Consider the following 25,466-nt stretch of genomic DNA (forward strand, 5'->3'; position numbering starts at 1 on the left):
TCGCTGGCGGCGGCTGGCATGGCGCGCCGCGCTCAGGCGTCGAGCACGAGGTCGCTGGCGGGGATGGCCTGGCACGCAAGGCACATGCCGGGGTCCTCGGGATCTTCGCCGTGCAGGTGGCGCACCTGGCCGGAGGTGACCGGCACCGCGCAGCTCTCGCACTGCCCGACGCGGCAGCCGCTGGGCAGCGCCACGCCCAGCCGCTCGGCGAAGCTCAGCAGCGGCCCGTGCGCCGAATGCCAGGTGCCGGCCATGCCGGACCTGGCGAACACCACGCGGAACTGCTGCGCGGGGCCGGCCGGCGCGCGCCCGGGCGCGCGGAAGACCTCGCGGAAGATGTCCGAGCGGTGCACGCCGAGCGCCGCCAGCCCGTCGGCAAACGCGGTCATCATCGGCGCCGGCCCGCACATGTAGACCAGCGGGCGCGCGGCCAGCCACGGCGCGGGCACGTGGCCGGCGCCGACGCGCCCGGCCACGTCGTAGTCGGTGCCGGGCCGGTCGTGGGGGTCCGGGCAGTCGTAGAAATCGATGATTTCCAGGCCGCGGATCTGCCGGCGCAGCGCGCGCAGGCGCGCCCGGAACGCGTGGGCCTGCCCGTTGCGGTTGGCGTACAGCAGCAGGATCCGGGGCGGGTCGTCGACGCCTTCCAGCGATTCGAGCAGCGAGAGGAACGGCGTGATGCCGATGCCGCCGGCCAGCAGCACCAGCGGGCGCCGCGTGCGTACCGGCATCACGAAGTTGCCGGACGGCGCCCGCAGCGCGACCGCGTCGCCCACCGCGAGGCGCTGGTTGATGTGGGAGGACACCAGCCCGGGCACGGCGCCGCCGGCGCGGCGCACCGAGATCGAATAGCCGCGCCGCCCCGGCACCGTGGCCGGGCCGGTGAGCGAATACGAGCGCACCGCGTCCTCGCCGCCGGGCTGCGCGGCGAGCTGGATCGTCACGTGCTGGCCGGGCAGGAAATCGGGCAGGCCGCCGCCGTCGGCGGGCTCCAGGAAGACCGACGTGACCTCGTGCGCCTCCTTGCGCAGGCCGGCCACGCGGAACGCGCGATAGCCCTCCCACGCGCGCCGCGCCACGTCCAGCCCCGGCTCGCGCTCGACGTTGCAGCGGAACGCGCGCAGCGGCACGGAGCCGCTCAGCGGGTCGATGCTGTCGGTGCCGATCAGCCCGTTGTAGTTGCTGTTGCCCGGCCCGGCCACCGGCAGCGGCGCCTGGGCCAGCGCGTCGCAGCGCTGCCACCAGCCGAACTCGCCGACCACCACGCGCGAATGCAGCCCTTCCCTGACCCGGGCGGTGAAGGTGGCGCTGCCGGCGGACGTGCTCACGCGGATGGCGTCGCCGCTGGCGATGCCGCGCGCGGCGGCCAGCGCGGTGGAGATCTCCGCCTCCGGGCGCGGCGCCTTGCGCCTAAGCGACGGCAGGCCGCGATGCTGGCTGTGGCAGTAGTAGCCGCTCTTGGCCGAGGTCAGCATGAACGGGAATGGCTCCAGGGCCGCGCCGGGCGCGCTGCTCGCCGCGGGCGAATGCTCCGTGGGCGACGACGGGCGTGGCAGCGCCGGGTAGCCGTGGCGCAGCAGCAGCTCGGAGTACAGCTCCACCACGCCGGTCTGCGTGTCGAACGCGCGCCCGCGCGGCCTGGCCGCGTATTTCCTTTCCACGTCGGCCACCGGCACGCGGATGCCTTCGGGGTGCTGGCGCAACTGGCTCACCGTCAGGCCGCTGGGCGCCAGCATGTGGTTCCAGCCGGCTTCCAGGCTGCCGCCGAAGAACGAGTCCGACATGCCCAGCCTGAGCGCGAGGTCGAACACGATGTCGTTGTCCGAGCGCGATTCGCCGCGCGGCGAGACCATGCGCTGGCGTAACTGCACCAGTTGCTCGGCTTCCGCGCTGATCTCGAAGCCGATGCGCAGGCCCTCGCGCTCCCACGGCGTGTTGACCGGCAGCAGGATGTCGGCGTAGCGCGCGCTGGGTGTCTCGAACAGGTCGCAGTGCGCGTAGAAGTCCAGGCTGCGCAGCGCGCGCGCGCCGTCCTCCACGTCGGCCTGCGACAGCAGCGGGTTGGTGCCGAATGCCACCAGCGCGCGCACGCGGTACGGCTGCGCATGGAGGATGGCGCGGTAGAGGTCGCGCGCGGTGATCCAGCCCTGCGCGGGCGGGCCCAGCGGCCGCTCGCCGTAGCCGAGCGCCTTGGCCTTCTGCTCCGGCGGCAGCAGGCCGAAGCCGCTGACCGGGTTGTAGGGCGGCTTCTGGTAGACGCGGTTGCCGCCGGCGCGGTCGAAGCTGCCGGTCAGCGCGTACAGGCAGGCGATGGCGCGGTCGGTCTGGGTCGCGTTGTCGTGCTGGCCCACGCCGGACCAGGCGTGATAGGCCACCGGCCCGGCGCTGGCGAACAGGCCGGCGGCCTGGCGGATGTCGCCCTCGGGTACCCAGGTCAGCTCGGCGGCCAGCGCCGCGGGGTAGCGCGCGCATTCCTCGGCATACAGGTCGAAGGCGGGCCGGCACGCGATCGCGGGCAGGCCGGGGGCGCCGGCGTCGCCCACGCTGAACGTGCCGCGCAGCGCGACGTGGGGGAAATCGGCGGGCCGCAGCCCGGACCAGGGCTGCGCCCGCGCGGCGCGCGCGTTCCACGCCAGGTAGGCGTCGCCGTCGGCCAGGCCGACGTCGCGCCCGCGCAGGAAGCGCCCGTTGTCGCTGCGCACCAGCAGCGGCCCGTTGGTCCACTGGCGCACGAAGTCCAGGTCGAAGGCGTTGGCCTCGATCAGCAGGTTGGCGATGGCCAGCGCCAGCGTGGCGTCGGTGCCGGGGCACACGCGCAGCCACTGGTCGGCCTGCGCGGCCAGCGCGGTCTCGCGCGGATCGACCACCAGCAGCCTGGCGCCGGCCTTCCTGCCCGCGCCGATGGCGTCGGCCTGCGACAGCCAGGTATTGGCCGGGTTGTGCCCCCACAGCACGATGAGCCCGGCCTGGCGGTAGTCCGCGGTCGGCATGCCGCAGCCGAAGGTGAAGGCGTGGGCGTAGTCCTTGTGCCAGTTGCAGATTTCGGTGGCGTAGCAGGTGTTGGGGCTGCCGAAGAGCCGGATGAAGCGCTCGATCCAGTCGATGCTGTCGCTCAGCGGCGTGCCGCTCGGCGTGGTGACGGCGAACGCCACCGATTCGGCGCCGCTCTCGCGCCGGGCCTGCAGCATGCGGGCGGCGATCTCGGCCAGCGCCTCGTCCCACGAGATGCGCTGCCAGCCGGGGTCCGGATCGGTCTTGGGGTTGGTGCGCCGCATCGGGTGGAGGATGCGCTCGGCGCTGTGCACCAGCTCGGGCGCGGACTTGCCTTTCAGGCACATGGCCTTGCCGGTCGGGTGGGCCGGGTCGGGCCGCACCGACAGCAGCGTGTCGTTCTCCACCACGTTGACCGTGCCGCAGCGCGAGCGGCACAGCGTGCAGTAGCCGTGTTTTTCCATCTTGCCCGGGGTGCTTCCCGGTACGTCGTGCGGTTCGTCGTTCATTGCCGGCCCATGCGTCTTGTCTCCAGGGCGGATGCTAGCTAGCATGGCCGGGTATTTCTAATTCTTAATTTTGAAGAAGCAATATCGGAAAAATCGATGCTCCCCACTTTGAAGCAGGTACAGCATTTCCTCGCGGTGGCCGAGTGCGGGCAGGTGTCGCGCGCGGCGCTTCGCTGCCATGTCTCGCAGTCGTCGATGACGGCGTCGCTCAAGGGGCTGGAGGAGGCGCTCGGGGCGCAGCTGTTCACGCGGCACGCCAGCGGCATCCGCCTGACCGACGCCGGCGCGCGTTTTCTGCGGCATGCGCAGCGTATCGAGGATTCGGTGCTGGACGCGGTGGAGGCCGTCGGCGTGTCTCCGGTGGAGATCAGCGGCACGGTGCGCCTGGGCGTGACCGAGACCATCACGGCCTACGTGCTGCCCGGCCTGCTGCCGTTAATCGAGCGGAAGTTTCCGATGCTGCGGCTCGAAGTGCTGGAGCGCGAGCGGCACGACCTGGAAAGCGGCATCCTGGAGGGCCGGATCGACATGGCGCTGCTGCTGGTGTCGAACCTGCCGGGCCTGGGCCATGTCACCTGCGAGACACTGCTGCGCTCGCCGCGGCAGTTGTGGGGGCACCCGGAGCATCCGCTGATGACGGCCGAGCGCGTCGGGCTGGCCGACGTGGCGCGGCACGACTACATCCTGCTGGACATGGACGAGCACATCTCCACGGTCGGCAAATACTGGGGCCAGTACGGACTGGCGCCCGCGGTGCGCTACCAGAGCTGCTCGATCGAGGCGGTGCGCAGCCTGGTGGCGGCCGGGCGCGGCGTGGCCATCCTGTCCGACCTGGTCTACCGGCCGTGGTCGCTGGAGGGCCAGCGCATCACGCGGCGCGGGCTGGCCGACAAGGTGCCGTCGATGGACGTGGGCCTGGTGTGGAAGCGCGAGCCGGCCACGCCCGGCAACGTGGTGGCGATGGCCGACTTCCTGCGCGGCGCGGTGCGCGAGAAGGCCAGGTTCTAGCCGGCGCGAGCGGGGCCATGCCGGCACGGCATCCGGGCCGTCCGGGCCGCTTCAGTCGATGCGCGCGCCGCTGGTCTTGACGATCGGCTGCCAGGCCTGGTACTCGGCCACCACGAACTTGCCGAACGATTCGGGCGTGTAGGTCATCGGCTCGGCGCCCTGCATCACGAACTTCTTGCGGATGTCGGGGCGGTTGACCGCCTCGGCCACCGCCTTGTTGAGCCTGGCCACGATCTCCGGCGGCGTGCCCTTGGGCGCGAACAGGCCGAACCACGCGCCGGTCACGAGGTTCTTCACGCCGGCTTCGGCCATCGTCGGGGTGTCGGGCAGGGCTTCGGCGCGCTTCGCGCTGGTCACGGCCAGCGGGCGCAACTGGCCCGCGCGGATATGGCTCATCACCGACGGGATGGTGGCGAACATGAACTGCACGCGCCCGGCCAGCAGGTCGTTGAGCGCATCGGCGCCCTTGTACGGCACGTGCACGGCGTTGGCGCCGGTGCGCTCGTTGAACAGCGCGCCGGACAGGTGGGCTGCGGTGCCCACGCCGGTGGACGCGAAGTTCATCTTGCCGGGATGGGCCTTGGCGTAGGCCACCAGCTGGCTCACGTCGGCGGCGGGCACGCCCGGGTGCACCACCAGCACGTTCGGCACGTCGGCGATCGGCGCGACGGCGGCCAGCGTGGTCTGCGGATTGACCTTCAGGTTGGGATAGAGCGTGGGGTTGATGGCGATCGGGCCGACCGAGGTGGCCAGCAGCGTGTAGCCGTCCGGCGCGCTCTTGGCCACGAATTCGGTGCCGATGTTGCCGCCCGCGCCGGGCCGGTTTTCCACCACCACGGTCTGCTTGAGGGTCTGCCCGAGCTGGTTGGCCACTTCGCGCGCCAGGATGTCGGTGGTGCCGCCGGCCGAGAACGACACGATCATGCGGATGGGTTTGTTGGGATAGCTGTCGGTGCCGGCGATGGCAGCGGTGCTGGTGAGAGCGCTGGCGGCGCCGGCCAGCAATAGCAATGCGGCGGCGTGCAGCCGCTTTGTCGGATTCATGTCTCGCTCCACGGTTCGAGGTGGTTTCGGCCCGCGCTGCATTGGCGCGGACCGTTGGAGACATCGTAGGGGCCTGGCGCGGCCCAGCGTTGATCAAAGAGAAACGCTGCTTTCTTTGCGCATGATGGCTGGCTGCGCCGCCGCGCAACGACGCCAGGATCCTTTTGAAACGACTTCTCAGCGCGCGCGCTGGTAGTGCCGCTCCATGCTGGCGCACTGGCCCAGGTAGTCCAGCAGGCGCGCCGTGCCGGCCGGCAGCGACTGGCGGTCGCGCACGCACACGTAGAAATTGCGCGCGGCCCAGGCGTCGGTCAGCGTCAGCAGGCTCAGTCCCATCATGCCCAGGTAGTTCCTGGCGATGCCCTCCGGCACCACGGCGATGCCCAGCCCCTCGCGCACCATGCGGCAGCGCGCCTCGAAGTTCGAGACCTGCGTCTTCACCGTGAGCGGGCGCGAGATGGTGCTGCTCACCAGCTGCAGGAACGCATCGAACGTGTGGCGCGGGAAATAGCCGAGGAAATCGTAGTCCAGCGCGTCTTCGAGCCGCAGCGAGCCGCGCGCCTCCAGCGGGTGGCCGCGCGGCACCACCAGGCCGACGCGGTCCGAGCGGTAGGGCAGCGAGAACACGCCGGGGCTGGGCGCCTCGGCGTGGTAGATGCCGATGTCGGCGTCGCCGTTGGAGACCATGCGCGGGATGTCGAAGCTGAACGACTCGATCAGGTCGATGCGGCTGTCGGGCGCGCTCTGCTGGAAGCCGCTGATGTCGGTGGGCAGGAACTGCAGGATGGTGGACGGGTTGGCCGCCAGCCGGATCTTGGCGGTGCCGTCGGTGGAGTACACGGTCAGCGCTTCCTCGGCCAGCCGGATGCTGCGCACGATGGCCTTGGCGCGCTGGTAGAGCATGGCGCCGGCCGGCGTGGGCTCCACGCCGCGGCCATGCCGCACCAGCAGCGCGGTGCCCGCCTGGCGCTCCATCTCGGAGACGCGCTTGCTGGCGGCCGAGGTGACGAGGTTCTCGCGCTCGGCTGCGCGGGACAGGCTTTTTTCCTCGACGGCGGCGATGAGGATTTCCAGGGAGGCGATGTCCATGCGGGGTAGGGAATGCGTGAGGAAAGACGGCAAGAAAACGAACAGGGGACGCGCGCGGGCGCCGCATCCGTTGCGCAGCAATGCTATGCATGCGCGCCGCCGCCGTCAAACCGGATTTTCCCGGGCGTGACGGCAACGCCGCCGCAGGCCCTCCGCCGGCGGCCTGGCGGGCCCGCGCACGCGTCGCTTCACGTGCCTGCTCACGAGCTTTCACCAAATTTCAAGTCTCGGTGCCGCGCGCTCCCTAACATTGGGCACCTGGACAGACACGCCGCGCAAGGCGGAAGAACGACAAGAGACAAGGAGCGACGCAGCATGGTGATCGAAGAACTGGCCGAGTATGTCGGCGCGCAGGGCCGGCGCGCGTTGCCGCCCGAGGTGGTGCACTACGGCAAGCGTGCCGTGATCGACTGGTTTGCCGCGCTGTTCCCGGGCACGCGCATGTCGCCCGGCACGAACCTCGTGCAGGCGCACCGCGCGGAGCTGGGCGTGGGCGCTGCCTCGGTGGTGGCGCACGGCACCACGGCATTCCCGGCCACGGCGGCGTGGATCAACGGCAGCGCGTCCCACGCGGCCGAGTTCGACGACATCTTCCGCGATGCCGTCTACCATCCCGGCTGCCCGACCATCGCCGCGGCGCTGGCGCTGGCCGAGTCGCGCGACGCCTCGGGCGAGGACTTCCTGCGCGCGGTGGTGGCGGGCTACGAGGTCTCCACGCGCATCGGCGCGGCGATCCAGCCCGCGCACTACCGCTATTTCCACACCACCGGCACGGTGGGCTGCTTCGGCAGCGCCGCGGCCGGCGCGCTGCTGGTGTCGCCCGGCGACGCCACCGTGGCGGCCGACGCGCTGGCCACCGCCGCCACCTTTGCCTCGGGCCTGCAGCAGGCCTTCCGCTCCGACGCCATGACCAAGGCGCTGCACGCCGGCCACGCCGCCCAGGTGGGCGTGCAGGCCGCGCAGGCCGCGGCCGCCGGCGTCAACGGCGTGCACGACATCCTCGAAGGCGCGGCCGGCTTCGGCGCGGCGCTGTGCGGCAGTCCCGACTGGACGGCCGTCACGCAGGGGCTGGGCACGGACTACAACGTGCTGCGCATCACGCAGAAGAACCACGGCTGCTGCGGCCATACGTTCGCGGCCATCGACGCGGCCATCGCGCTGGTGCGCGAGCACGGCATTGCTGCCGAGGCGATCGAGTCGGTCACGGTCGACACCTACCAGACCGCGCTCGACGTGACCGGCAACGCCACGCCGCGCACCGCGTTCGAGGCGCGCTTCAGCCTGCCCTACGTGGTCGCGCACGGCATCCTGCACGGCGCGGTGCGGCTCGATGCGTTCTCCGACGCGCGCCTGGCCGACGCGGGCATCCGCCAGTTGATGCGCGCGGTCGTGCTGCGGGCCGATCCCGGGCTGACCGCGGCGTTTCCGCGCCAGCGCGCGGCGCGTGTGGAAATCCTGCTCAAGGACGGCACGCGCCACGCGCATTTCGCGCCGTACCGCAAGGGCGACCCCGAAGCCCCGCTCGACGACGCCACGCTGGCGGACAAGTTCACCGAGCTGGCCGCGCCCGTGATCGGCGGCGACGCCGCGCGCGCGCTGCTGGCCGCGCTGTGGCAGCTCGATGCCGGCAGCGTGCGCGCGCTGCGGCTGGCGGAACTGGGAAGGGCCTGAAACGATGAGAAACGACATGAAAGAAGTGATCGAAACCGCCGCGCAGACGGGCGGTGCCGCCGGCGTGGAAGCTGGCAATAGCGTGGGCAATAACGCTGGCAATAGCGTCGGTGGCAAGCAGTCCGACACCACGCGCCCGGCGACCGGCGCCGCGCTGGCCGCCGCGCTGTTCGCGCCGCGCTCGGTGGCGCTGATCGGGGCCTCCAGCGACATCGCCAAGAATACCGCCCGGCCCATGCGTTTCATGCGCAAGCACGGCTACGGCGGCAGCCTCTACCCGATCAACGCCACGCGCGCCGAGGTGCTCGGCGAGAAGGCCTATCCGTCGCTGGCGGCCGTGCCGGGGCCGGTGGACCACGCCTTCGTCATGGTGCCGGGCAGCCAGGTCGAGGCCGCGCTGGCGCAATGCGCGGCCAGCGGCGTGAAGGTGGTCACGGTGTTCTCCGACGGCTTCGCCGAGACCGGCGAGGCCGGCATGGCCGCGCAGCAGGCGCTGGTGCGCAAGGCCGCGGAGGCGGGCGTGCGGCTGGTCGGGCCCAACAGCATCGGCGTGGTCAACGTGGCGGCCGGCGCGGTGCTGTCCGTCAACGCGGTGTTCGAGATGGACGAGCTCCATGCCGGCCCCATCAGCCTGGTCTCGCAAAGCGGCTCGATGCTCGGCGCGCTGCTGTCGCGCGGCGCGGCGCGCGGGCTGGGCTTCGCCAAGCTGGCGTCGGTCGGCAACGAGAGCGACGTCGGCGTGGGCGAGCTGGTCGACCTGCTGGTCGACGATGCCGAGACCGGCGTCATCCTGCTGTTCCTGGAAACCATCCGCGACGCCGCCGTGCTCGGCCCGGCGCTGCGCCGCGCGCGCGCCGCGGGCAAGCCGGTGATCACCTACAAGCTGGGCCGCTCGGCGCAGGGCGAGGCGCTGGCGCAGTCGCACACCGGCGCGCTGGCCGGCAACGACGCCGCGGTCGACGCGTTCCTGCGCAAGCACGGCGTGATGCGCGTGGAAATGCTGGAAACGCTGTTCGAGGCCGCGCCGCTGGCGCAGCGCTACGGCAGCCGCGTGCCCGCGCTGGCGCGCCCGCCGCGCGTGGCGGTGGTCACCACCACGGGCGGCGGCGCGGCCACCGTGGTCGACCGCCTGGGGCTGTCCGGCATCGAGGCGGTGGCGCCGCCCGACGCCTTCATCGCCCACATGGCGGCGCGCGGCGTGCGCATCCGCCAGACCCCCATCATCGACCTGACGCTGGCCGCGACCAGCGCGCAGTACAAGGACCTGGTCGAGCAACTGCTGCAGAGCGACTGGTGCGACGCCGTGCTGTGCGTGGCCGGATCGTCGGCGCAGTTCCATCCCGAGCTGGCCGTGCGTCCCATCGTCGAGGCCGCCGGCAGCGGCGCCGGCAAGCCGCTGCTGGCCTTCCTCGCGCCGGAGGCGGCGGCATCGCTGCGCGTGCTCCAGGCCGCGGGCGTGGCCGCGTTCCGCACGCCGGAGGCCTGCGCCGACGCGCTGGCGCAACTGTTCCAGGCGGCGCGCGCGCCGGCCGACAGCGGCGACGCGCCCGCGCCGCAGGCATGGCCGCGCGGCCTGCCGCTGGCCGGCGACCTGTCCGAATACGAAGCAGCCCAGGTGTTCGCGGCGCTGGGCGTGCCGATCGCGCCGCTGGCGCTGGTGCCCGCCGGCGAGGCCCATCACGGCATTCCCTATCCGGTGGTCGCCAAGATCTGCTCGCGCGACATCCTGCACAAGACCGACGTGGGCGGCGTGCGCGTGGGCGTGCGCGACACCCGCGAGCTGGAGCAGGCCGGCGCGGCGATCCTGGCCAGCGTGGCGCGCGCCGCGCCCGCCGCGCGCCTCGACGGCATCCTCGTGCAGCGCATGGAGGACAAGCTGCTGGAACTGATGCTGGGCTACCGCGACGACCCGCTGGTCGGGCCCGTCGTCATGCTCGGCGCGGGCGGCATCGCCGCCGAGCTGCACGCCGACGTGAGCCTGCGGCCCGCGCCGGTGACGCGCGAAGAGGCCGTGGAGATGATCGGCGAGGTGCGCAGCACGGCGCTGGTGCGCAGCTTCCGCGGCCTGCCGCGCGGCGACATGGATGCGCTGGCCGACGCCATCGTGCGCTTCTCGCGCCTGGCGGCGCTGCACGAGGTGCGCGTGCGCGAGGCCGAGATCAACCCGCTGTTCGTGCGCGCCGACGGCGTGGTCGGCGTGGACTGCGTGGTGCGGCTGGCGGAAGCGGACGCGCAGGATGCGCGGCATTGAGCCGCGGCATGGACAGGATTCACCGAAACAGCAAACGGAGACAACGATGGATTTCAAGCTGACCCCGGAGCAGGCCGAGTTCGAGCAGGCCGTGACCCGCTTCGCGCAGAAGGAGCTGCTGCCTGGCGCGGTGGCCCGCGCGCACACCGACGACTATCCCTGGGACGTGGCCCGCAAGATGAGCGCGCAGGGGCTGCTCGGCATCACCGTGGCCGAGGCCGACGGCGGCCAGGGCGGCAGCCTGATGGACGCCATCATCGCCATCCAGGCGGTGGCGGCGGTGTGCCCGCGCAGCGCCGACGTGATCCAGGCCGGCAATTTCGGTGCCATCCGCGTGCTGGCGGAGTACGGCTCGCCGGCGCAGAAGGACAAATGGCTCAGCCGCCTGCTGGCCGGCGAGGCGCTGATCTCGGTCGGCATGACCGAGCCCGAGGCCGGCTCCGCCGTGACCGAGCTGCGCACCACCGCCACGCCCGACGGCGACGATTTCATCATCAACGGCACCAAGGTCTTCACCACGCACGGCCCGCACGCCGACGTGATCCTGGCCTACGTGCGCTTCGGCCCCGGCGTGGGCGGCATCGGCTCGGTGCTGATCGACACCCGCCTGCCGGGCGTGCGCATCGGCCAGCGCTCGCGCTTCATGTCGGGCGAGGAGTGGGCGCAGATCTACTTCGAGGACGTGCGCATCCCCGCCACCGACGTGCTGCTCGGCGAGGGCGGCTTCAAGAAGCAGATCGCCGGCTTCAACGTGGAACGCATGGGCAACACCGCGCGCTCGCTGGCGCTCGGCCGCTACGCCTACCAGGTGGCGCGCGAATGGGCCATGCAGCGCCGCCAGTTCGGCCGCCTGCTGTGCGAGTTCCAGGGCCTGCAATGGAAGTTCGCCGAGATGAAGATCAAGCTCGACGCCGGCCAGTTGCTGCTGTACCGCGCCGCCGCCAACGCCGACAGCGGTTTTCCGTCGGCCGAGGAGACCGCCATCGCCAAGGCCTTCTGCAACCAGGCCGGCTTCGACGTGGCCAACGAAGCGCTGCAGGTGATGGGCGGCATGGGCTACAGCCAGGAAGCGCTGGTGGAATACTGCCTGCGCCGCTGCCGCGGCTGGATGATCGCGGGCGGCTCGATCGAGATCCTCAAGAACCGCATCGCCGAGTCGGTGTTCGAGCGGACCTTCTCCCAGCGGCCGGAAAAGCCGAAGGCGGCTTAGGCCATCCCGGCAGCTTGGATCGCCCGGGCGGCGGGCAGGGCATCGCCGCCGCCCGGGGTGCCTTCCTGTGTACAACGGAAGGCGCATGCTGGCAAGCGTGCGGCGCGCGGCCGCGCGCGCGGTGTGGCGCGCCGGGGCATTGCACCCGGTAGCGCACGCCGCGCCGCCCCCCGCGGCGCGAACTTGCGCTAGAGTGGGAACCCCGCACAGCTTGCGTTACCGATGAGGATGCCCATGGAAGCCCAGCGCCTGCAGTTTCCCGGAAGCGATGGCGAGCAGCTCGCCGCGCGGCTGGATCTACCGGCCGGCCCGGTCCGGGCCTTTGCCCTGTTCGCCCATTGCTTCACCTGCGGCAAGGACGTGCTTGCCGCCACGCGCATCGCGCAGGCGCTCACCGAGCACGGCATCGGCGTGCTGCGCTTCGATTTCACCGGCCTTGGCGGCAGCGGCGGCGACTTCGCCAACACCAATTTCTCGTCCAACGTGGCCGACCTGCTGGCGGCGGCCGACTACCTGCGGCAGCACTACCGCGCGCCCGCGCTGCTGATCGGCCACAGCCTCGGCGGCGCGGCCGTGCTGGCCGCCGCGGAAGGCGTGCCCGAAGCCAGGGCCGTCGTGACCATCGCCGCGCCCAGCGATCCCGGCCACGTGGTCGGCCTGTTCGGCGAAGAAGCCGCGCGCATCGCGGCCGAGGGCGAAGCCGAAGTGCAGCTTGCCGGCCGGCCGTTCCGCATCAAGCGCCAGTTCCTCGAGGACGTGGGCGAGCAGAAACTGCTCGAGCGCGTGTCCCGGCTGCGCCGCGCGCTGCTGGTCATGCACGCGCCGCAGGACACCACCGTGGGCATCGACAACGCCACCCAGATCTTCATCGCCGCCAAGCACCCGAAAAGCTTCGTCTCGCTGGACCGCGCCGACCACCTGCTCACGCGCAAGGAAGACGCCATCTACGTGGCCAACACCATCGCCGCCTGGAGCCAGCGCTACCTCGGCACCGAGACGCTCGACATGCCGCCCGCGGTGGCCGAGGAAGGTTTCGTGCGGGTGGAAGAGGCGCACATCGGCAAGTACCAGCAGCGCATCGCCGCCGGCCCGCACCGGCTGGTGGCCGACGAGCCGGTCTCGTTCGGCGGCCTCAACGGCGGCCCGGCGCCCTACGACCTGCTGCTGGCCGGGCTCGGCGCCTGCACCTCGATGACCATGCGCATGTACGCGGACCGCAAGGGCTGGCCGCTCGAACACGTGGCCGTGTCGCTGCGCCACGAGAAGATCCACGCGGCCGACTGCTCGGACTGCGCCACCACCGAAGGCAAGATCGACTGGATCGAGCGCGAGATCACCATGCAAGGCCCGCTCGACGACGCGCAGCGCGCCGCCCTGCTGGAGATCGCCGACAAATGCCCGGTGCACCGCACCCTGCATTCCGAGGTGGTGATCCGCACCCATGCAGCGGAGGCTGGGGCGAAGTAGGTTTCTTTGCTTGTAGTCGGTCGCTGGCTTTCCCCCTCTCCCGCTCGCGGGAGGGGCCGGGGGAGCGGGTCAGCGCTCGCCAGAGCGAAGTTGCCCGCATGCCCCAACCGGGCAGCGCCCCAAGGCTTTTCCCGATAACGTCCCCTACACCAACGTCGTCTCGATCCGCGACGCCGCCTTCAGGAACAGCGTTACCGGCGTGCGCTCGCAGATCTGCGCGAGCCGCTCGCGTTCGGCTTCGCCCAGGTCGGCGCCGCTCACCTTGACCTCGCGCCGGATGAAGCGCGCCTCGTCCTTGCCCTGGAACGCCGCCGTGACTTCCACGTCGGCCACCGGCCATCCCTTGTGCTGCATGTACATCTTCAGCGTGATCGCGGTGCAGGACACCAGCCCCGACAGCACGAAGGCGAACGGCGCCGGTCCCTGGTCGGTGCCGCCGAGGCCGGCGGATTCGTCGCCGGTCAGCGCGTGGCTGCCGGCCTGCAGGTGCACGAGATAGTTGGCGTCGGCGGGGCCCAGGCGGGCGGTGGCTTGTGAGTTCGACATGATGGGTCCAGGCAGGGGTTGCGGGGCGGCGCGTGTTTTCCGTTCTCGGATCAACGGCCCGGCGGCCGCGATGCGGCAGCGCGGGGCGCGGGCGGCGAAGCCGATTGTAACCATGCCCGCGCCCGCCCGCAAAAGGGGCCGGCCGGGCCCGGGGCGCTGCCGTGCGCCAAAACCATGCCGCTTTGCACCATGTGTTTCACCATGATTGTGCATTGCATCGCCTGTTTCGGTTTTTCCTGGGGAAATACGATTGTTTCATGGTTATCCATGATGGAACAAATGTTGCTCAGTGGCTAGCATCTGAAACGACGACGGATGTCCGTATCCGCCAGACAAGGAGCAATCGATGAAAGCACTGGAAGCAACGAAGGCAATGAAGATGGCGGCGGTGTGCGGCATGGCCGCGGCGGTGTGCGGCGTGCCGGCGGCCCATGCGGCGGATGCGCCGGCCGGCGCCACGCTGGCCAAGATCCGGGAGACCGGGACGATCTCGATCGGGCACCGCACCTCGTCGATACCGTTCTCGTTCTACGACGGCAGCCAGAAGGTGGTCGGCTTTTCCCAGGACATCTGCGACAAGGTCATCGCCGAGGCCGGCAGGCGGGCCGGCGTGGCCAGCTTGCAGGTGCACATGGTGCCGGTGACGTCGCAGAACCGGATCTCGCTGGTGCAGAACGGCACCGTGGACCTGGAGTGCGGCGTGACCACCAACCTGAAGGCGCGGCAGCAGCAGGTGGCGTTTTCCACCACCTTCTTCGTGGCGGGCACGCGCCTGCTGGTGAAGAAGGGCAGCCCGGTGCAGGACTTCGGCGACTTGTCCGGCAAGGCCGTGGTGACCAACGCCGGCACCACCTCCGAGCGCATCCTGCGCAGGCTCAACGATGAAAAGAAGGCCAACATCGCCATCCAGAGCGCCAAGGACTACGGCGAGTCCTTCCTGATCCTGCAGTCGGGCCGGGTGGCCGCCTTCATGATGGACGACGTGCTGCTGTCGGGCGTCAAGACCACGGCGCCGGCGCCGGCCGACTGGACCGTGGTGGGCACGCCGCAGTCGTTCGAGGCCTACGGCTTCATGATGCGCAAGGACGATCCCGAGTTCAAGAAGCTGGTCGACGGCGTCATTACCGGCCTGATGAAGAGCGGCGAGATCCGCGTCATGTACGACAAGTGGTTCAACAAGCCGATTCCGCCGAAGAACGTGAGCTTCGAGTTCCCGATGAGCGCCGCGGTCAGGAAGGCTTACGAGCAGCCGAGCGACGAGGCGTTCGAATAGAGCGATAGGGCGATAGGGCGGCGTTCAGCTTCCCTCAGCCTCTTCAGTTCCTTTTCGCCGCCACATACGCCCCGGTCTGGTGAAGCTGCCCCTCCGCCAGTTCGAGCGCCTTGATGGCGCCCTTGCCCTTTTTTGCCAGCAGTTGCTCGACCAGCGCCTCGGCCAGCGCCACGCCGGCGGTGATGGAGGGGAAGAAGGAGGGGCTGTCGAGCGAGAACAGCAGCGTGCAGTCGGCGTGCAGGGCGATCGGGGCGACGGTGCTGTCGGTCAGCGCGATCACGCGGCAGCCGGCTTCGTGCGCGGCGGTGGCCACGCGGATGCTTTCCTGCGAGTAGGGCGCGAAGCTGGCGACCACCACCGCGTCCCTGGGCGCGAAGGCGCGCAGTTCCATTTCCAGCGTGCCGGCGTCGCCGCGCACGAGGTGCACCGAGGCGCGGAACAGGCGGTAGAGGTAGTGGAAGGTGAAGGCGATCGGGTAGCACGAGCGGAAGCCCGCCACGTGCACGCTGGGCGCGGCGCTGATGAGCTCGGCCGCGCGCGGCATGGCGTCGGCGCTGGCGGTGCCGGTGCGCTCGAGGTTGCGGTGCTGGACTTCGAGCATCTCGGCCAGCATGCGCGTGGAGCCGCTTTCGCGCACCACCTTGCGGGCGCGCTTGGCGTAGGGCTGGGAGCCGCCGCGCAGCGAGGCCACGAACAGTTCGCGCAGGCCCTGCCAGCCCTCGAAGCCGAGGAACTGGGCCAGGCGTACCAGCGTGGCGGGTTGCACGCCGGCGTCGGCGGCGATCTTGCGCATGGACAGCATGGGCACTTCCTGCGGGTGGTCGAGCAGGTAGCGCGCGCCGGCCTGGAACTGCGCGCTGAGGGAAGCGAAGTGCTCGCGCAGGTGGGCCTGCAGGTCGTCCAGGGTCTGCGGCGGCTGGGGGCTTTCGGTCGGCATCGTGGGTTCGGTGTGAATGGATGCAACGATTGTTGCACAATCTTCGGCGGCGCGTTCCGGGCGGCTGGCCGGCGGGGTTCCGACAAGGTCGGAATCAAGTGAATCCATTAATCGTATTTGAGAAACATATGTTGCATGCGCGGCAGCGTTTCCTTATACTTGCCCGGGCCGGCATCTCCGCCCCGTTCCCGTACCGCACATCATGACCCACGTCTTCCACCGCAATCCGCGCCAGGCGCTTCCCGTGGCCGTCGCCGGCCGCGGCATCGAGCTGATCGACAACCACGGCAAGCATTATCTCGATGCGTCCGGCGGCGCGGCGGTGTCCTGTCTCGGCCACGGGCATCCGCGCGTGATCGAGGCGATCAAGCGGCAGCTGGACGGCATCGCCTACGCGCATACCTCGTTCTTCACCACCGAGGTGTCGGAGGCGCTGGCCGACACGCTCGCGCGCGCCGCGCCGGGCGATCTCGATCACGTGTATTTCGTCTCGGGCGGCTCGGAGGCGGTGGAGGCGGCGCTGAAGCTCGCGCGGCAGTATTTCGTGGAGACCGGCCAGCCCGCGCGCCGCCATTTCATCGCGCGCCGGCAGAGCTATCACGGCAACACGCTCGGGGCGCTGGCCATCGGCGGCAATGCCTGGCGGCGCGAGCCGTTCCTGCCGCTGCTGGTGCCGGCGCATCACGTCTCGCCCTGTTATGCCTACCGCGACCAGCGCACCGGCGAGACCGGCCAGCAATACGCGCAGCGGCTGGCCGACGAGCTGGAAGCGATGATCCTGGAACTGGGGCCGGACAGCGTGGCGGCCTTCGTGGCGGAGACGGTGGTGGGCGCCACGGCCGGCGCGGTGCCGCCGGTGGCCGATTACCTCCGGCGTATCCGCGCGGTGTGCGACAAGTACGGCGTGCTGCTGATCCTCGACGAGGTGATGGCGGGCATGGGCCGCACCGGCTACCTGTTCGCGTGCGAGGAAGACGGCGTGGTGCCCGACATCGTGACCATCGCCAAGGGCCTCGGCGCGGGCTACCAGCCGATCGGCGCGATGCTGTCGACTGGCCGCATCTATGACGCCATCGTGGGCGGCAGCGGTTTCTTCCAGCATGGCCATACCTACATCGGCCACGCCACCGCGTGCGCGGCGGCGCTGGCCGTGCAGCGCACGATTGCCGAGGAGAATCTGCTCGACAACGTGCGGGCGCGCGGCGAGCAGCTGCGCGCGGGCCTGCGCGCGGCGCTCGGCGATCACCCCAACGTGGGCGACGTGCGCGGGCGCGGGCTGTTCGTCGGCGTGGAGTTCGTGGCCGACCGCGCCAGCAAGGCCACGCTGGACCCGGCCCTGAAGACGCATGCGCGGCTCAAGTCCGCGGCGATGCAGAACGGGCTGCTGGTCTATCCGATGGGCGGCACGGTCGACGGCGTGCATGGCGACCACGTGCTGTTCGCGCCGCCGTTCATCTGCACGGCGCAGGACATCGACCGCATCGTTGCGCGTTTCGCCGACTCGGTGGCGGCGGTGCTGCCGGGCTGAGGCGCGCCCGGGGCGGGACCGGCGTCGGCAATGTCGTCTCCCGTCTACAGGACGGGCCGCCCGCCGGAAAGCGGCCCCCCCCGGTCGCGCGCCGCGGCCGGGCGCCATGTCGTCCCGGCACCGCTTGGCATGCGCCGGCGGCATGCCTGGCCGCTTTCCAGGGCGCCATGCTCGAACCTTCATCGTTTTGTCATCAGCGCCACCCAGAATGCGCTCACTGTTTATGCAAGTGATGATGCAAGGAGAGCGGGATGACGCATGCGATCGAAGTGCACGGCTTGTCCAAGTCGTTCCAGGCGGGACGCAAGGCGCTGGACAATGTCGGCCTCGCCGTCGCCCAGGGTGAAATGGTGGCGCTGCTGGGCGCTTCCGGCTCCGGCAAGTCCACGCTGCTGCGCCATCTGGCCGGTTTCGTGGCTGGCGACGCCGGCGCCGGCAAGGTCGTCGTCAACGGGCGGGTGATCCAGCAGGACGGGCGCCTGGCGCGCGACGTGCGCCGCGCCCGCGCCGAGATCGGCTTCGTGTTCCAGCAGTTCAACCTGGTGGGGCGCCTGCCGGTGATCACCAACGTGCTGACCGGCATGCTGCCGCGCGTGCCGCTGTGGCGCAGTCTGGTGCGTTATTTCCGGAATGAGGAAATCGACGCGGGGCTGCAAGCGCTTGCCCAGGTTGGTATAGACGACTATGCGTTTCGACGGGCTTCGACCCTGTCGGGCGGCCAGCAGCAGCGCGCGGCGATCGCCCGCACGCTGGTGCAGAACGCGCAGGTGATCCTGGCCGACGAGCCGATCGCCTCGCTCGATCCGGAATCCGCGCGCCGCGTGATGGAGCTGCTCGCGCAGATCAACCGCACGCGCAAGGTGGCGGTGGTGGTGTCGCTGCACCAGGTGGACGTGGCGATGCGCTACTGCCCGCGCGTGGTCGCGCTGCGCCACGGCCAGGTGGTCTACGACGGCCCCTCGGCGGCGCTGACGGCGGCCATGCTGCGCGACCTCTACGGCACCGAAGCGGACGAACTCCTGCCGCATGACGCCTTGCAGGACGCGCCGGCGCTGGCGCCTGCCGGGCTGGCGGCCGCCTGACGCCGCGCGTCCCGCACCGGTGCCGATGTCTTTCCCGTAGCGCTTTCGCCAGTCTTACCGCAAGCAATCCCAACCCAGCCTCAATCCCGTTTTCTCCCGGAGCCTTTACATGCTGCGCAGAACCTTTGTTGCCCTGATCGCGACCGGCGCCGCCAGCGCGCTGTCGCTGCCCGCCCTTGCCCAGGAAGGCAAGACCATCACGATGGGCTTTATCTCGACCGAGACCTCCTCCAACCTGAAGTCGGCCTGGCAGCCGGTGATCGACGACCTCAGCAAGCAGCTCGGCATGCAGGTCAAGCCGTTCTTCGCCTCCGACTACGCCGGCATCATCGAAGGCATGCGCTTCAACAAGGTGCAGGTCGCGTGGTACGGCAACAAGGCGGCGATGGAAGCCGTGGACCGCGCCAACGGCGAAGTGTTCGCCTCGGTGATCGACAAGGACGGCAACCCCGGCTACTGGTCGCTGCTGATCGTCAACAAGGACAGTGACCTGAAGTCGGTCGACGACGTCATCAAGAACGGCAAGTCGCTGAGCTACGGCGCGGGCGATCCGAACTCGACCTCCGGCACCGCCGTGCCGGGCCACTACCTGTGGGGCGCGCGCAATATCGAGCCGAAGACGCTGTTCAAGACCGTGCGCGTGAGCAACCATGAAACCAACCTGCTGTCGGTGCTGAACAAGCAGGTCGACGTGGCGGTGAACAACACCGAGAACTTCGAGCGCTATCGCATCAACACCGGCAAGAACGCCTACGACCAGGTGCGCGTGCTGTGGAAGTCGCCGCTGATCCCGGCCGATCCGCTGGTCTACCGCAAGGACCTGCCGGCCGACCTCAAGCTCAAGATCAAGACCTTCTTCGTCAACTACGGCAAGGGCGCCGACGCCGCCCGCGAGAAGGCCAACCTGGCCCCGCTGACGTACCAGGGCTTCCGCGCCTCGACCGACGCGCAACTGGTGCCGATCCGCCAGATCGAGCTGGCCAAGGAAAAGGCCAAGATCGAGTCCGACACCACGCTGGCCGGCGCCGACAAGGAAAAGCGCCTGGCCGACGTGAGCCGCAAGCTGGCCGAGCTGGACAAGGTCGCCGCGGCCAGCGCCCAGTAAGCGCCACCGCCAGCTTCACCGCAGCAACGTAGCAGCCGTACCGCAGCAGCCGCGCCGCCGCGCGCGGCCCGTCCCGCAGAACCGGGGCGGGCCGCCCGGGCGGCGCCGCAGTACTCACGCCCGCCTTTCCGGGCTTCCGGTTTTCTTGTCTTTATGCATCGTCCCGCCAACCCCGCCATGATCCCAGCCACCTCGCCCCGCGCCGCCCGTCCGCCGCGCACCAGCCTGCCAGTCCTGTTCGTGTGGGCCGTGGTGCTCGCGCTGCTGGCGCTGTCCTGGCAGGGCGCCGACATGCGCCCGCTCGACCTGCTGCGCGATTCCGGCAACATGGGCAAGTTCGCCGCCGACTTCTTCCCGCCGAGCTTCCGCGACTGGCGCATCTATCTCGACGAGATGATCGTGACGGTGCAGATCGCCATCTGGGGCACCTTCCTGGCCGTGGTGGCGGCGGTGCCGCTGGGCCTGGCGTGCTCGGCCAACATCGTGCCGGGCTGGGTCTACCAGCCGATGCGGCGCGTGATGGACGCCTGCCGCGCCATCAACGAAATGGTGTTCGCCATGCTGTTCATCGTGGCGGTGGGTCTGGGGCCCTTCGCCGGCGTGCTGGCGCTGTGGGTGCATACCACCGGCGTGCTGGCCAAGCTGTTCTCCGAGGCGACCGAGTCGATCGACCCGCGCCCGGTCGAGGGCGTGCGCGCCACCGGCGCCAACGCGCTGGAGGAAATCGTCTACGGCGTGATCCCGCAGGTGCTGCCGCTGTGGATCTCGTTCGCGCTGTACCGCTTCGAATCCAACGTGCGCTCGGCCTCGGTGCTGGGCATCGTCGGCGCCGGCGGCATCGGCACCGTGCTGTGGGAGATCATCCGCAGCTTCCAGTACGCCGAGACCTGCGCCGTGATGATCATCATCGTCATCTTCGTCACCGGCATCGACGTGCTGTCCGCCCAGATCCGCAAGGCGCTGGTCTGAGCGCGACGCCACCACGTCCGGCGCGCAACCCGGAAGACGCCGGCTTTTCCACTCGACACATCAGTTCATGACCATCCTCAGGCGCATCGAAATCCTTTTCTCCGGCCACGGCGCCAACTACTACGGCGGAGAAGCCATCACCCAGACCGAGCACGCGCTGCAATGCGCCCACCTGTCCGAGCAGGCCGGCGACCCCGAGCCGCTGGTGGTGGCGAGCCTGCTGCACGACCTCGGCCACCTCGTGATGGCCGAGGACAGCACCACCGACATGCGCCACCAGGAAGTCGGCGCCGACCTGCTCGCGGTCGGCTTCGGCCCGGCCGTGACCGAGCCGGTCCGCCTGCACGTGGCCGCCAAGCGCTACCTGTGCGCCATCGAGCCGGGCTACCAGGCCGCGCTGTCGCCGGCTTCGCAGCAGAGCCTGGCGCTGCAGGGCGGCCCGTTCGACGCGGCCCAGGCCGAAGCCTTCCTCGCGCAGCCCCACGGCGCGGAGGCGGTGCGCCTGCGCCGCTACGACGATCTCGCCAAGGTGGTCGGCCTCGCCACGCCGCCGCTGGAACATTACCTGCCGATCGTGGCGCGCTGCCTGCGCCGGCCGGCACAGGCGGCCTGACATGGCCGAGGACAATGCGCCGGGCCGGGGCGATGTCGTGTCCGCCGCGCCGGGCGCGCTGACGCTGCACGAAGTCACCGGCACCGACGCCGAGCTGGCGCAGGTGGCCGCGCTGCTGTCCGAGATGGACGGCGAGGCGCCGCTGCCGCTGCCGCGCATGCGCGCGCTGTTCGCCCGCGTGCGGGCCGTGCCCGACTACCGCTGCTACCTGATGCGCGATGCCGGCGGCGCGGCGCTGGGCACCTTCAGCCTGCTGGTGTTTCCGGTGCTGGTGCACGCCGGGCACAACGAGGCCGTCATCGAAGGCGTGGTGGTCACGCAGAGCGCGCGCGGCGGCGGCGTCGGCTCGGCCATGATGGATGCCGCCATGCGGCTGGCGCGCGAGGCCGGCGCGGACAAGCTGGCGCTGTCGTCCAACGGGCGCCGGCTGCAGGCGCACCAGTTCTACCGCCGGCTCGGCTTCCGCGAGCACGGCATCAGCTTCAGCATCGACCTGGCCGGAGGCTGAGCCGCCAGCCGGGCCGCCTGCCGTTCAGCCGAGCGCCGGATAGTCGGTGTAGCCGCGGCTGTCGCCGCCGAAGAAGCTGGCCGCGTCGGGCGTGTTGAGCGGGTGGCCGCCGCGCAGGCGCGCGGGCAGGTCGGGGTTGGCGATGAACAGGCGGCCGAAGGCGATCAGGTCGGCCCGGCCGCTGGCCAGCGCCTGCTCGGCGGCCTCGCCGTCGTAGCCGCCGGCCAGCATCAGCACGCCGCGGTAGGCCGCGCGCATCTGGCCGATGATGGCGTCGCGGCGCGGGTCGGCGCTCTCATCCTTCACGGTTCCCGCGATGGCCGGCTCCACCAGGTGGAGATAGGCCAGGTTCCAGTCGTTGAGCCGGCTGGCGATATGGCCGAAGGTGGCCTCCGGGGTGTCGTCGCCCATGCCCATGAAGCGCCCCATCGGCGTGAGCCGCACGCCGACGCGCCCGGCGCCCACTTCGTCCGTCACGGCTGCCACCACCTCCAGCAGCAGGCGCGCGCGGTTCTCGATGCTGCCGCCGTAGGCATCCTGGCGGTGGTTGCTGCTGCTGTTGATGAACTGGTCGAGCAGGTAGCCGTTGCCGGCGTGGATCTCCACGCCGTCCATGCCGGCGCGCATCGCGTTGCGCGCGGCGCGCCGGTAGTCGGCGACGATGGCGCCGATGTCTTCCACCGTGAGTTCGCGCGGCACCGGGATGTCGCCCCAGGCGCCCTTGCCCTGTTCGTCGATGATGAAGGTCTTGCCCGGCACGGGCAGGGCGCTGGGCGCGACCGGCAGCGCGCCGTCGGGCTGGAACATCGGGTGCGAGACGCGGCCGACGTGCCAGAGTTGCATGAAGATGGTGCCGCCCTGGCCGTGCACGGCGTCGCCGACCGCGCGCCAGGCCTCGACCTGCGCGTCGCTGTAGATGCCGGGCGTCCACGCATATCCCTGGCCTTGCCGCGAGATCTGCGTGGCCTCGGTGACGATGAACGCGGCGCCGGCGCGCTGCCGGTAGTATTCGGCGTTCATGGCGGTGGGCACGTCGCCGGGCTGGCCGGCGCGCGAGCGCGTCAGCGGCGCCATGACGACGCGGTGCTTCAGGGTGAGCGGGCCGAGCGCGATCGGCCGGAAGAGGTGCTGGTTCATGGTCTTGCTCCGTGGGGTGAGGGGGTGCCGCCGCGCGGCGCACGGCAGCCTGCGGCAGGGGTCAGGCGCGGGCCAGGGTGTCGTCGAGCCAGTCGAAGATGGTCTGGTGGGCGCGGTACATCGCGCCCATGTGGCAATGCTCGCCGGCGCCTTCGGCCTCGGTCAGCGTCACCAGCGCCTTGGGCGCGTTCAGCGCCGCGTGGATCGCCTGGGGCTGGCCCTTGAGGAACTGGTCGTTCTCGGCGTCGAGCACCAGCGTGGCGGCGCGGATGTCGCCGGCCACGCCGGCGAGCGTGTAGCGCCGCGTCAGGCGTACGAACTCGCTGGGCGAGGACGTGCCGAAGGTCCACATGCCGTTCCGCATGGCCCAGCGCGCGCCGGTCTTGGCGAGCATCAGCATGCGCAGCACCGCGTCGGCTTCGGCGTCCTTGTGCGCGCCGATCCAGTCCAGCAGGAACGGCGGCAGCATGTGCTCGAAGGCGGCGTGGAAGTCCAGGATGCCGTCGTCGAGGATGATCGCGGCGGGGCGGTGGTCGAAGGCCGCGGCGCGGGCGACCAGGTAGCCGCCGAGGCTGTAGCCGAACAGGGCGATCCTGGCGGGGTCGACTTCCGGGCGCGTGAGCGCGAAGTCGATGACCGGCGTGATGACGTGCTCCCAGTCGTGGCGGAACGGCAGCCCGGCGCGGCGGATCGCCGCGCCCTGGCCGGGGCCGTCGAAGGCCAGCACGTTGTAGCCGCGCCGCAGGGCCGCGGCGCCGATCGCCACGTACGACTCTTCCTGCGTCGAATCGAAGCCGTTGTTGTAGATGACGGTGGGGCGCGGCTCGCCGGTGCTGTCCGCCAGGAACAGGTAGCCGGGCAGCGTGGTGCCCTCGTAGGGGATCTCGACGATCTCGAACGGCGTGTCGAGCCGTTGCGCGGCCTGGATGAAGGTCTGCGTGGAGCGGCCCGACAGCCGCGCGACGTCGGCGTCGCCCACGGGCGCGGCGCGCTTGAAGAACTCCGCCGTGCGGTAGTAGTTGGAGGCGCGCAGGAACGCTTCGCGCGCGCTCACGCGGTGCCCCGCGGCGAGCGCGTTTTCGCCGATGCGGGCCACGCGGTCGGCGGTGGCTTCCCACTGCTTCAGCCAGGCGGCTTCGTCGCCTTCGGGAATGGCGCGCGCGGTGACGATGACCTCGCCGAGATCGGCGCCGCCGTAGTTGGCGAAGCCGGCGGTGCGCAGGGTTTCGAAAGAAAACGATTCGTCGTCGAAGAGGAATTTCATGGCATGGCTCCTTGGCTCGGGTGGAAAAAAAGACCTGGGTGTGGCGCGTGGGCGGCTAGCCCACGCCGACGGGATGGGCGGCATGAAACAGCAGGCGCTGGCCGATGTCGCGGCCGTGGTCGCGCAGGCGCTGGCCCAGCAGCACCTGCTGCGGCTCCCAGCTTGCCAGCGCGCGGTCGGGGTCGTCCGGGAAGGCGCGCAGGGCGGCGGCGAGCGCGATGGCGTTGGCGGCGGCCTTCGAGGTGCTGGCGGCGGTATGCGGGCGGGGAATCGAGGCGGCGTCGCCCAGCAGGATCACGCGGCCGTCGACCATGTGGTCCACCGCGAGGTCGCGGATGGCCTGGGCGAAGGGCTGCGCGGTGGCCCTGACCACCGCGCGGAACGGCGCGGGCAGCAGCGCGTCGGCCTCGCGGTAGACGTGCTCGCGCCACGCCGGCGCCAGCAGGCCTTCGGGAATGGCGTGGCCGCGGTGGCGCCCGGTTGCGTCGGTCATGATGCTGCGCAGTTGCGTGGCGCCGGCCACGCGGTACCAGACCCAGTTGTAGAGGCGGTGCCCGGGGCGCGTGTCGTTGCCGGGGCCGGGCACGAGATAACCGAGGATATGGGAGCCGCGGTTGTTGGCGAAGCCGAAGTCGCCATGCAGGGCCTCCCGGGCGACGGCCGGCATGGCGTCCTCGGGCAGCAGGCCGCGCCAGGCGAGGTAGCCGGCGTAGGACGGCTGCGCGAGCGGCCACAGTTGCCGGCGGATGCGCGAGTTGCCGCCGTCCGCGCCGACCAGCAGGTCGGCGCTTGCCTGCGTGCCGTCCTCGAAGATCGCCATGACGCGCCGGTCGGCAAGCTGGCGGACCTCGGCCAGCGCGCGGCCCTGGTGATAGTGCGCCGCGCCGAACGCCTGGCGCAGCGTCGAATAGATCAGCGACCACGAGGTCTGCGTCTGCGGCGCGTCCCGGCGGCTCTGGACCGAGCCGTCGGGGCGCAGCACCACGCGCGCTTGCGAGCCCACGCCCAGCGCGCTGTCCGGCAGCGTCACGCCGGACAGCCGGAAGGCCTCGACGACCTCGGGCTGCAGCACGATGCCGCCGCCGCGGCTGTCGAGGTCGCGCGGGGAGCGTTCGTAGATGTCGGCCTCCCAGCCGGCGCGGCGCAGCAGGTTGCCGGCGAACAGGCCGCCGAGCGAGCCGCCGACGACGAGCGCGCGCCGCCGGGACGGGGTCTCGGGGCGGGGAGGCTGGGGGCGGGAGGCTGGCATGGTCGGCTCCGGGGT

The 25,466-nt window shown here is 70.9% G+C and carries 20 protein-coding genes; 12 read left to right on the forward strand and 8 right to left on the reverse strand.

Features of this window, described 5'->3' with window-relative positions:
* Positions 1-32: 32 nt before the first annotated feature.
* Positions 33-3,500: a molybdopterin-dependent oxidoreductase gene (locus tag ACWTPI_RS25630; protein WP_454733112.1), complete on the reverse strand. Its 3,468-nt coding sequence runs from the start codon at positions 3,498-3,500 to the stop codon at positions 33-35.
* Between the two features lie 96 nt (positions 3,501-3,596).
* Between ACWTPI_RS25630 and ACWTPI_RS25635 the strand changes: the two genes are divergently transcribed.
* Entirely contained in the window at positions 3,597-4,508 is a 912-nt protein-coding gene (locus tag ACWTPI_RS25635) for a LysR family transcriptional regulator (RefSeq protein WP_454733113.1), read from the forward strand.
* A gap of 51 nt (positions 4,509-4,559) precedes the next feature.
* Here the strand turns inward: ACWTPI_RS25635 and ACWTPI_RS25640 are convergent, their stop codons facing one another.
* Positions 4,560-5,552 (reverse strand): Bug family tripartite tricarboxylate transporter substrate binding protein, encoded by a 993-nt coding sequence (locus ACWTPI_RS25640; RefSeq protein WP_454733114.1) that lies wholly within the window; start codon positions 5,550-5,552, stop codon positions 4,560-4,562.
* Between the two features lie 177 nt (positions 5,553-5,729).
* Positions 5,730-6,641 (reverse strand): LysR family transcriptional regulator, encoded by a 912-nt coding sequence (locus ACWTPI_RS25645; RefSeq protein ID WP_020203602.1) that lies wholly within the window; start codon positions 6,639-6,641, stop codon positions 5,730-5,732.
* Between the two features lie 315 nt (positions 6,642-6,956).
* Here ACWTPI_RS25645 and ACWTPI_RS25650 point away from each other — a divergent pair, with 315 nt between their 5' ends.
* From ACWTPI_RS25650 to ACWTPI_RS25665, 4 genes are all read left to right on the forward strand, one after another.
* The gene (locus tag ACWTPI_RS25650) at positions 6,957-8,312 is read left to right on the forward strand and encodes an MmgE/PrpD family protein (RefSeq protein WP_454733115.1); all 1,356 of its coding nucleotides are present in this window, start codon (positions 6,957-6,959) and stop codon (positions 8,310-8,312) included.
* Between the two features lie 16 nt (positions 8,313-8,328).
* The gene (locus tag ACWTPI_RS25655; protein ID WP_454733116.1) at positions 8,329-10,563 is read left to right on the forward strand and encodes an acetate--CoA ligase family protein; all 2,235 of its coding nucleotides are present in this window, start codon (positions 8,329-8,331) and stop codon (positions 10,561-10,563) included.
* A 46-nt stretch (positions 10,564-10,609) separates the two neighbouring features.
* Complete coding sequence (locus tag ACWTPI_RS25660; RefSeq protein ID WP_020203599.1) at positions 10,610-11,773, forward strand: acyl-CoA dehydrogenase family protein; 1,164 nt, start codon at positions 10,610-10,612, stop codon at positions 11,771-11,773.
* Between the two features lie 234 nt (positions 11,774-12,007).
* A complete protein-coding gene (locus tag ACWTPI_RS25665; protein ID WP_020203598.1) occupies positions 12,008-13,240 on the forward strand; it encodes a bifunctional alpha/beta hydrolase/OsmC family protein in 1,233 nt (410 codons plus the stop codon).
* Positions 13,241-13,384: 144 nt separating this feature from the next.
* Here ACWTPI_RS25665 and ACWTPI_RS25670 read toward each other — a convergent pair whose 3' ends face one another.
* Complete coding sequence (locus ACWTPI_RS25670; protein ID WP_454733117.1) at positions 13,385-13,786, reverse strand: OsmC family protein; 402 nt, start codon at positions 13,784-13,786, stop codon at positions 13,385-13,387.
* A gap of 397 nt (positions 13,787-14,183) precedes the next feature.
* Between ACWTPI_RS25670 and ACWTPI_RS25675 the strand changes: the two genes are divergently transcribed.
* Positions 14,184-15,059 (forward strand): transporter substrate-binding domain-containing protein, encoded by an 876-nt coding sequence (locus ACWTPI_RS25675; RefSeq protein WP_231586607.1) that lies wholly within the window; start codon positions 14,184-14,186, stop codon positions 15,057-15,059.
* Between the two features lie 43 nt (positions 15,060-15,102).
* Here ACWTPI_RS25675 and ACWTPI_RS25680 read toward each other — a convergent pair whose 3' ends face one another.
* Positions 15,103-15,996, reverse strand: a complete 894-nt coding sequence (locus ACWTPI_RS25680) for a MurR/RpiR family transcriptional regulator (RefSeq protein ID WP_454733118.1) — start codon at positions 15,994-15,996, stop codon at positions 15,103-15,105.
* Positions 15,997-16,198: 202 nt separating this feature from the next.
* On the opposite strand from ACWTPI_RS25680, the gene ACWTPI_RS25685 reads away from it, so the two are divergent.
* The 6 genes from ACWTPI_RS25685 to ACWTPI_RS25710 all read left to right on the forward strand — a co-directional run bounded on the left by ACWTPI_RS25685 (position 16,199) and on the right by ACWTPI_RS25710 (position 21,801).
* Positions 16,199-17,524: an aspartate aminotransferase family protein gene (locus ACWTPI_RS25685; RefSeq protein ID WP_454733119.1), complete on the forward strand. Its 1,326-nt coding sequence runs from the start codon at positions 16,199-16,201 to the stop codon at positions 17,522-17,524.
* A 251-nt stretch (positions 17,525-17,775) separates the two neighbouring features.
* Positions 17,776-18,606, forward strand: a complete 831-nt coding sequence (gene phnC, locus ACWTPI_RS25690) for a phosphonate ABC transporter ATP-binding protein (protein ID WP_059414160.1) — start codon at positions 17,776-17,778, stop codon at positions 18,604-18,606.
* 109 nt (positions 18,607-18,715) lie between these two features.
* A complete protein-coding gene (phnD, locus tag ACWTPI_RS25695) occupies positions 18,716-19,711 on the forward strand; it encodes a phosphonate ABC transporter substrate-binding protein (RefSeq protein WP_020203592.1) in 996 nt (331 codons plus the stop codon).
* Positions 19,712-19,888: 177 nt separating this feature from the next.
* Entirely contained in the window at positions 19,889-20,680 is a 792-nt protein-coding gene (gene phnE, locus ACWTPI_RS25700; protein WP_020203591.1) for a phosphonate ABC transporter, permease protein PhnE, read from the forward strand.
* 67 nt (positions 20,681-20,747) lie between these two features.
* Positions 20,748-21,293 (forward strand): phosphonate degradation HD-domain oxygenase, encoded by a 546-nt coding sequence (locus ACWTPI_RS25705; protein ID WP_059414162.1) that lies wholly within the window; start codon positions 20,748-20,750, stop codon positions 21,291-21,293.
* Between the two features lies 1 nt (position 21,294).
* Positions 21,295-21,801, forward strand: coding sequence for a GNAT family N-acetyltransferase (locus tag ACWTPI_RS25710; protein WP_020203589.1), 507 nt, complete (start codon positions 21,295-21,297; stop codon positions 21,799-21,801).
* Between the two features lie 24 nt (positions 21,802-21,825).
* Here the strand turns inward: ACWTPI_RS25710 and ACWTPI_RS25715 are convergent, their stop codons facing one another.
* The 3 genes from ACWTPI_RS25715 to ACWTPI_RS25725 all read right to left on the reverse strand — a co-directional run bounded on the left by ACWTPI_RS25715 (position 21,826) and on the right by ACWTPI_RS25725 (position 25,451).
* On the reverse strand, positions 21,826-22,938 hold the full coding sequence (locus tag ACWTPI_RS25715; RefSeq protein ID WP_454733120.1) for an alkene reductase: 1,113 nt from the start codon (positions 22,936-22,938) through the stop codon (positions 21,826-21,828).
* A 61-nt stretch (positions 22,939-22,999) separates the two neighbouring features.
* Positions 23,000-24,202: an alpha/beta hydrolase family protein gene (locus ACWTPI_RS25720; RefSeq protein WP_454733121.1), complete on the reverse strand. Its 1,203-nt coding sequence runs from the start codon at positions 24,200-24,202 to the stop codon at positions 23,000-23,002.
* A gap of 55 nt (positions 24,203-24,257) precedes the next feature.
* A complete protein-coding gene (locus ACWTPI_RS25725; protein WP_454733122.1) occupies positions 24,258-25,451 on the reverse strand; it encodes an FAD binding domain-containing protein in 1,194 nt (397 codons plus the stop codon).
* Positions 25,452-25,466: the final 15 nt, after the last annotated feature.

The sequence above is a fragment of the Cupriavidus ulmosensis genome (assembly GCF_977008105.1).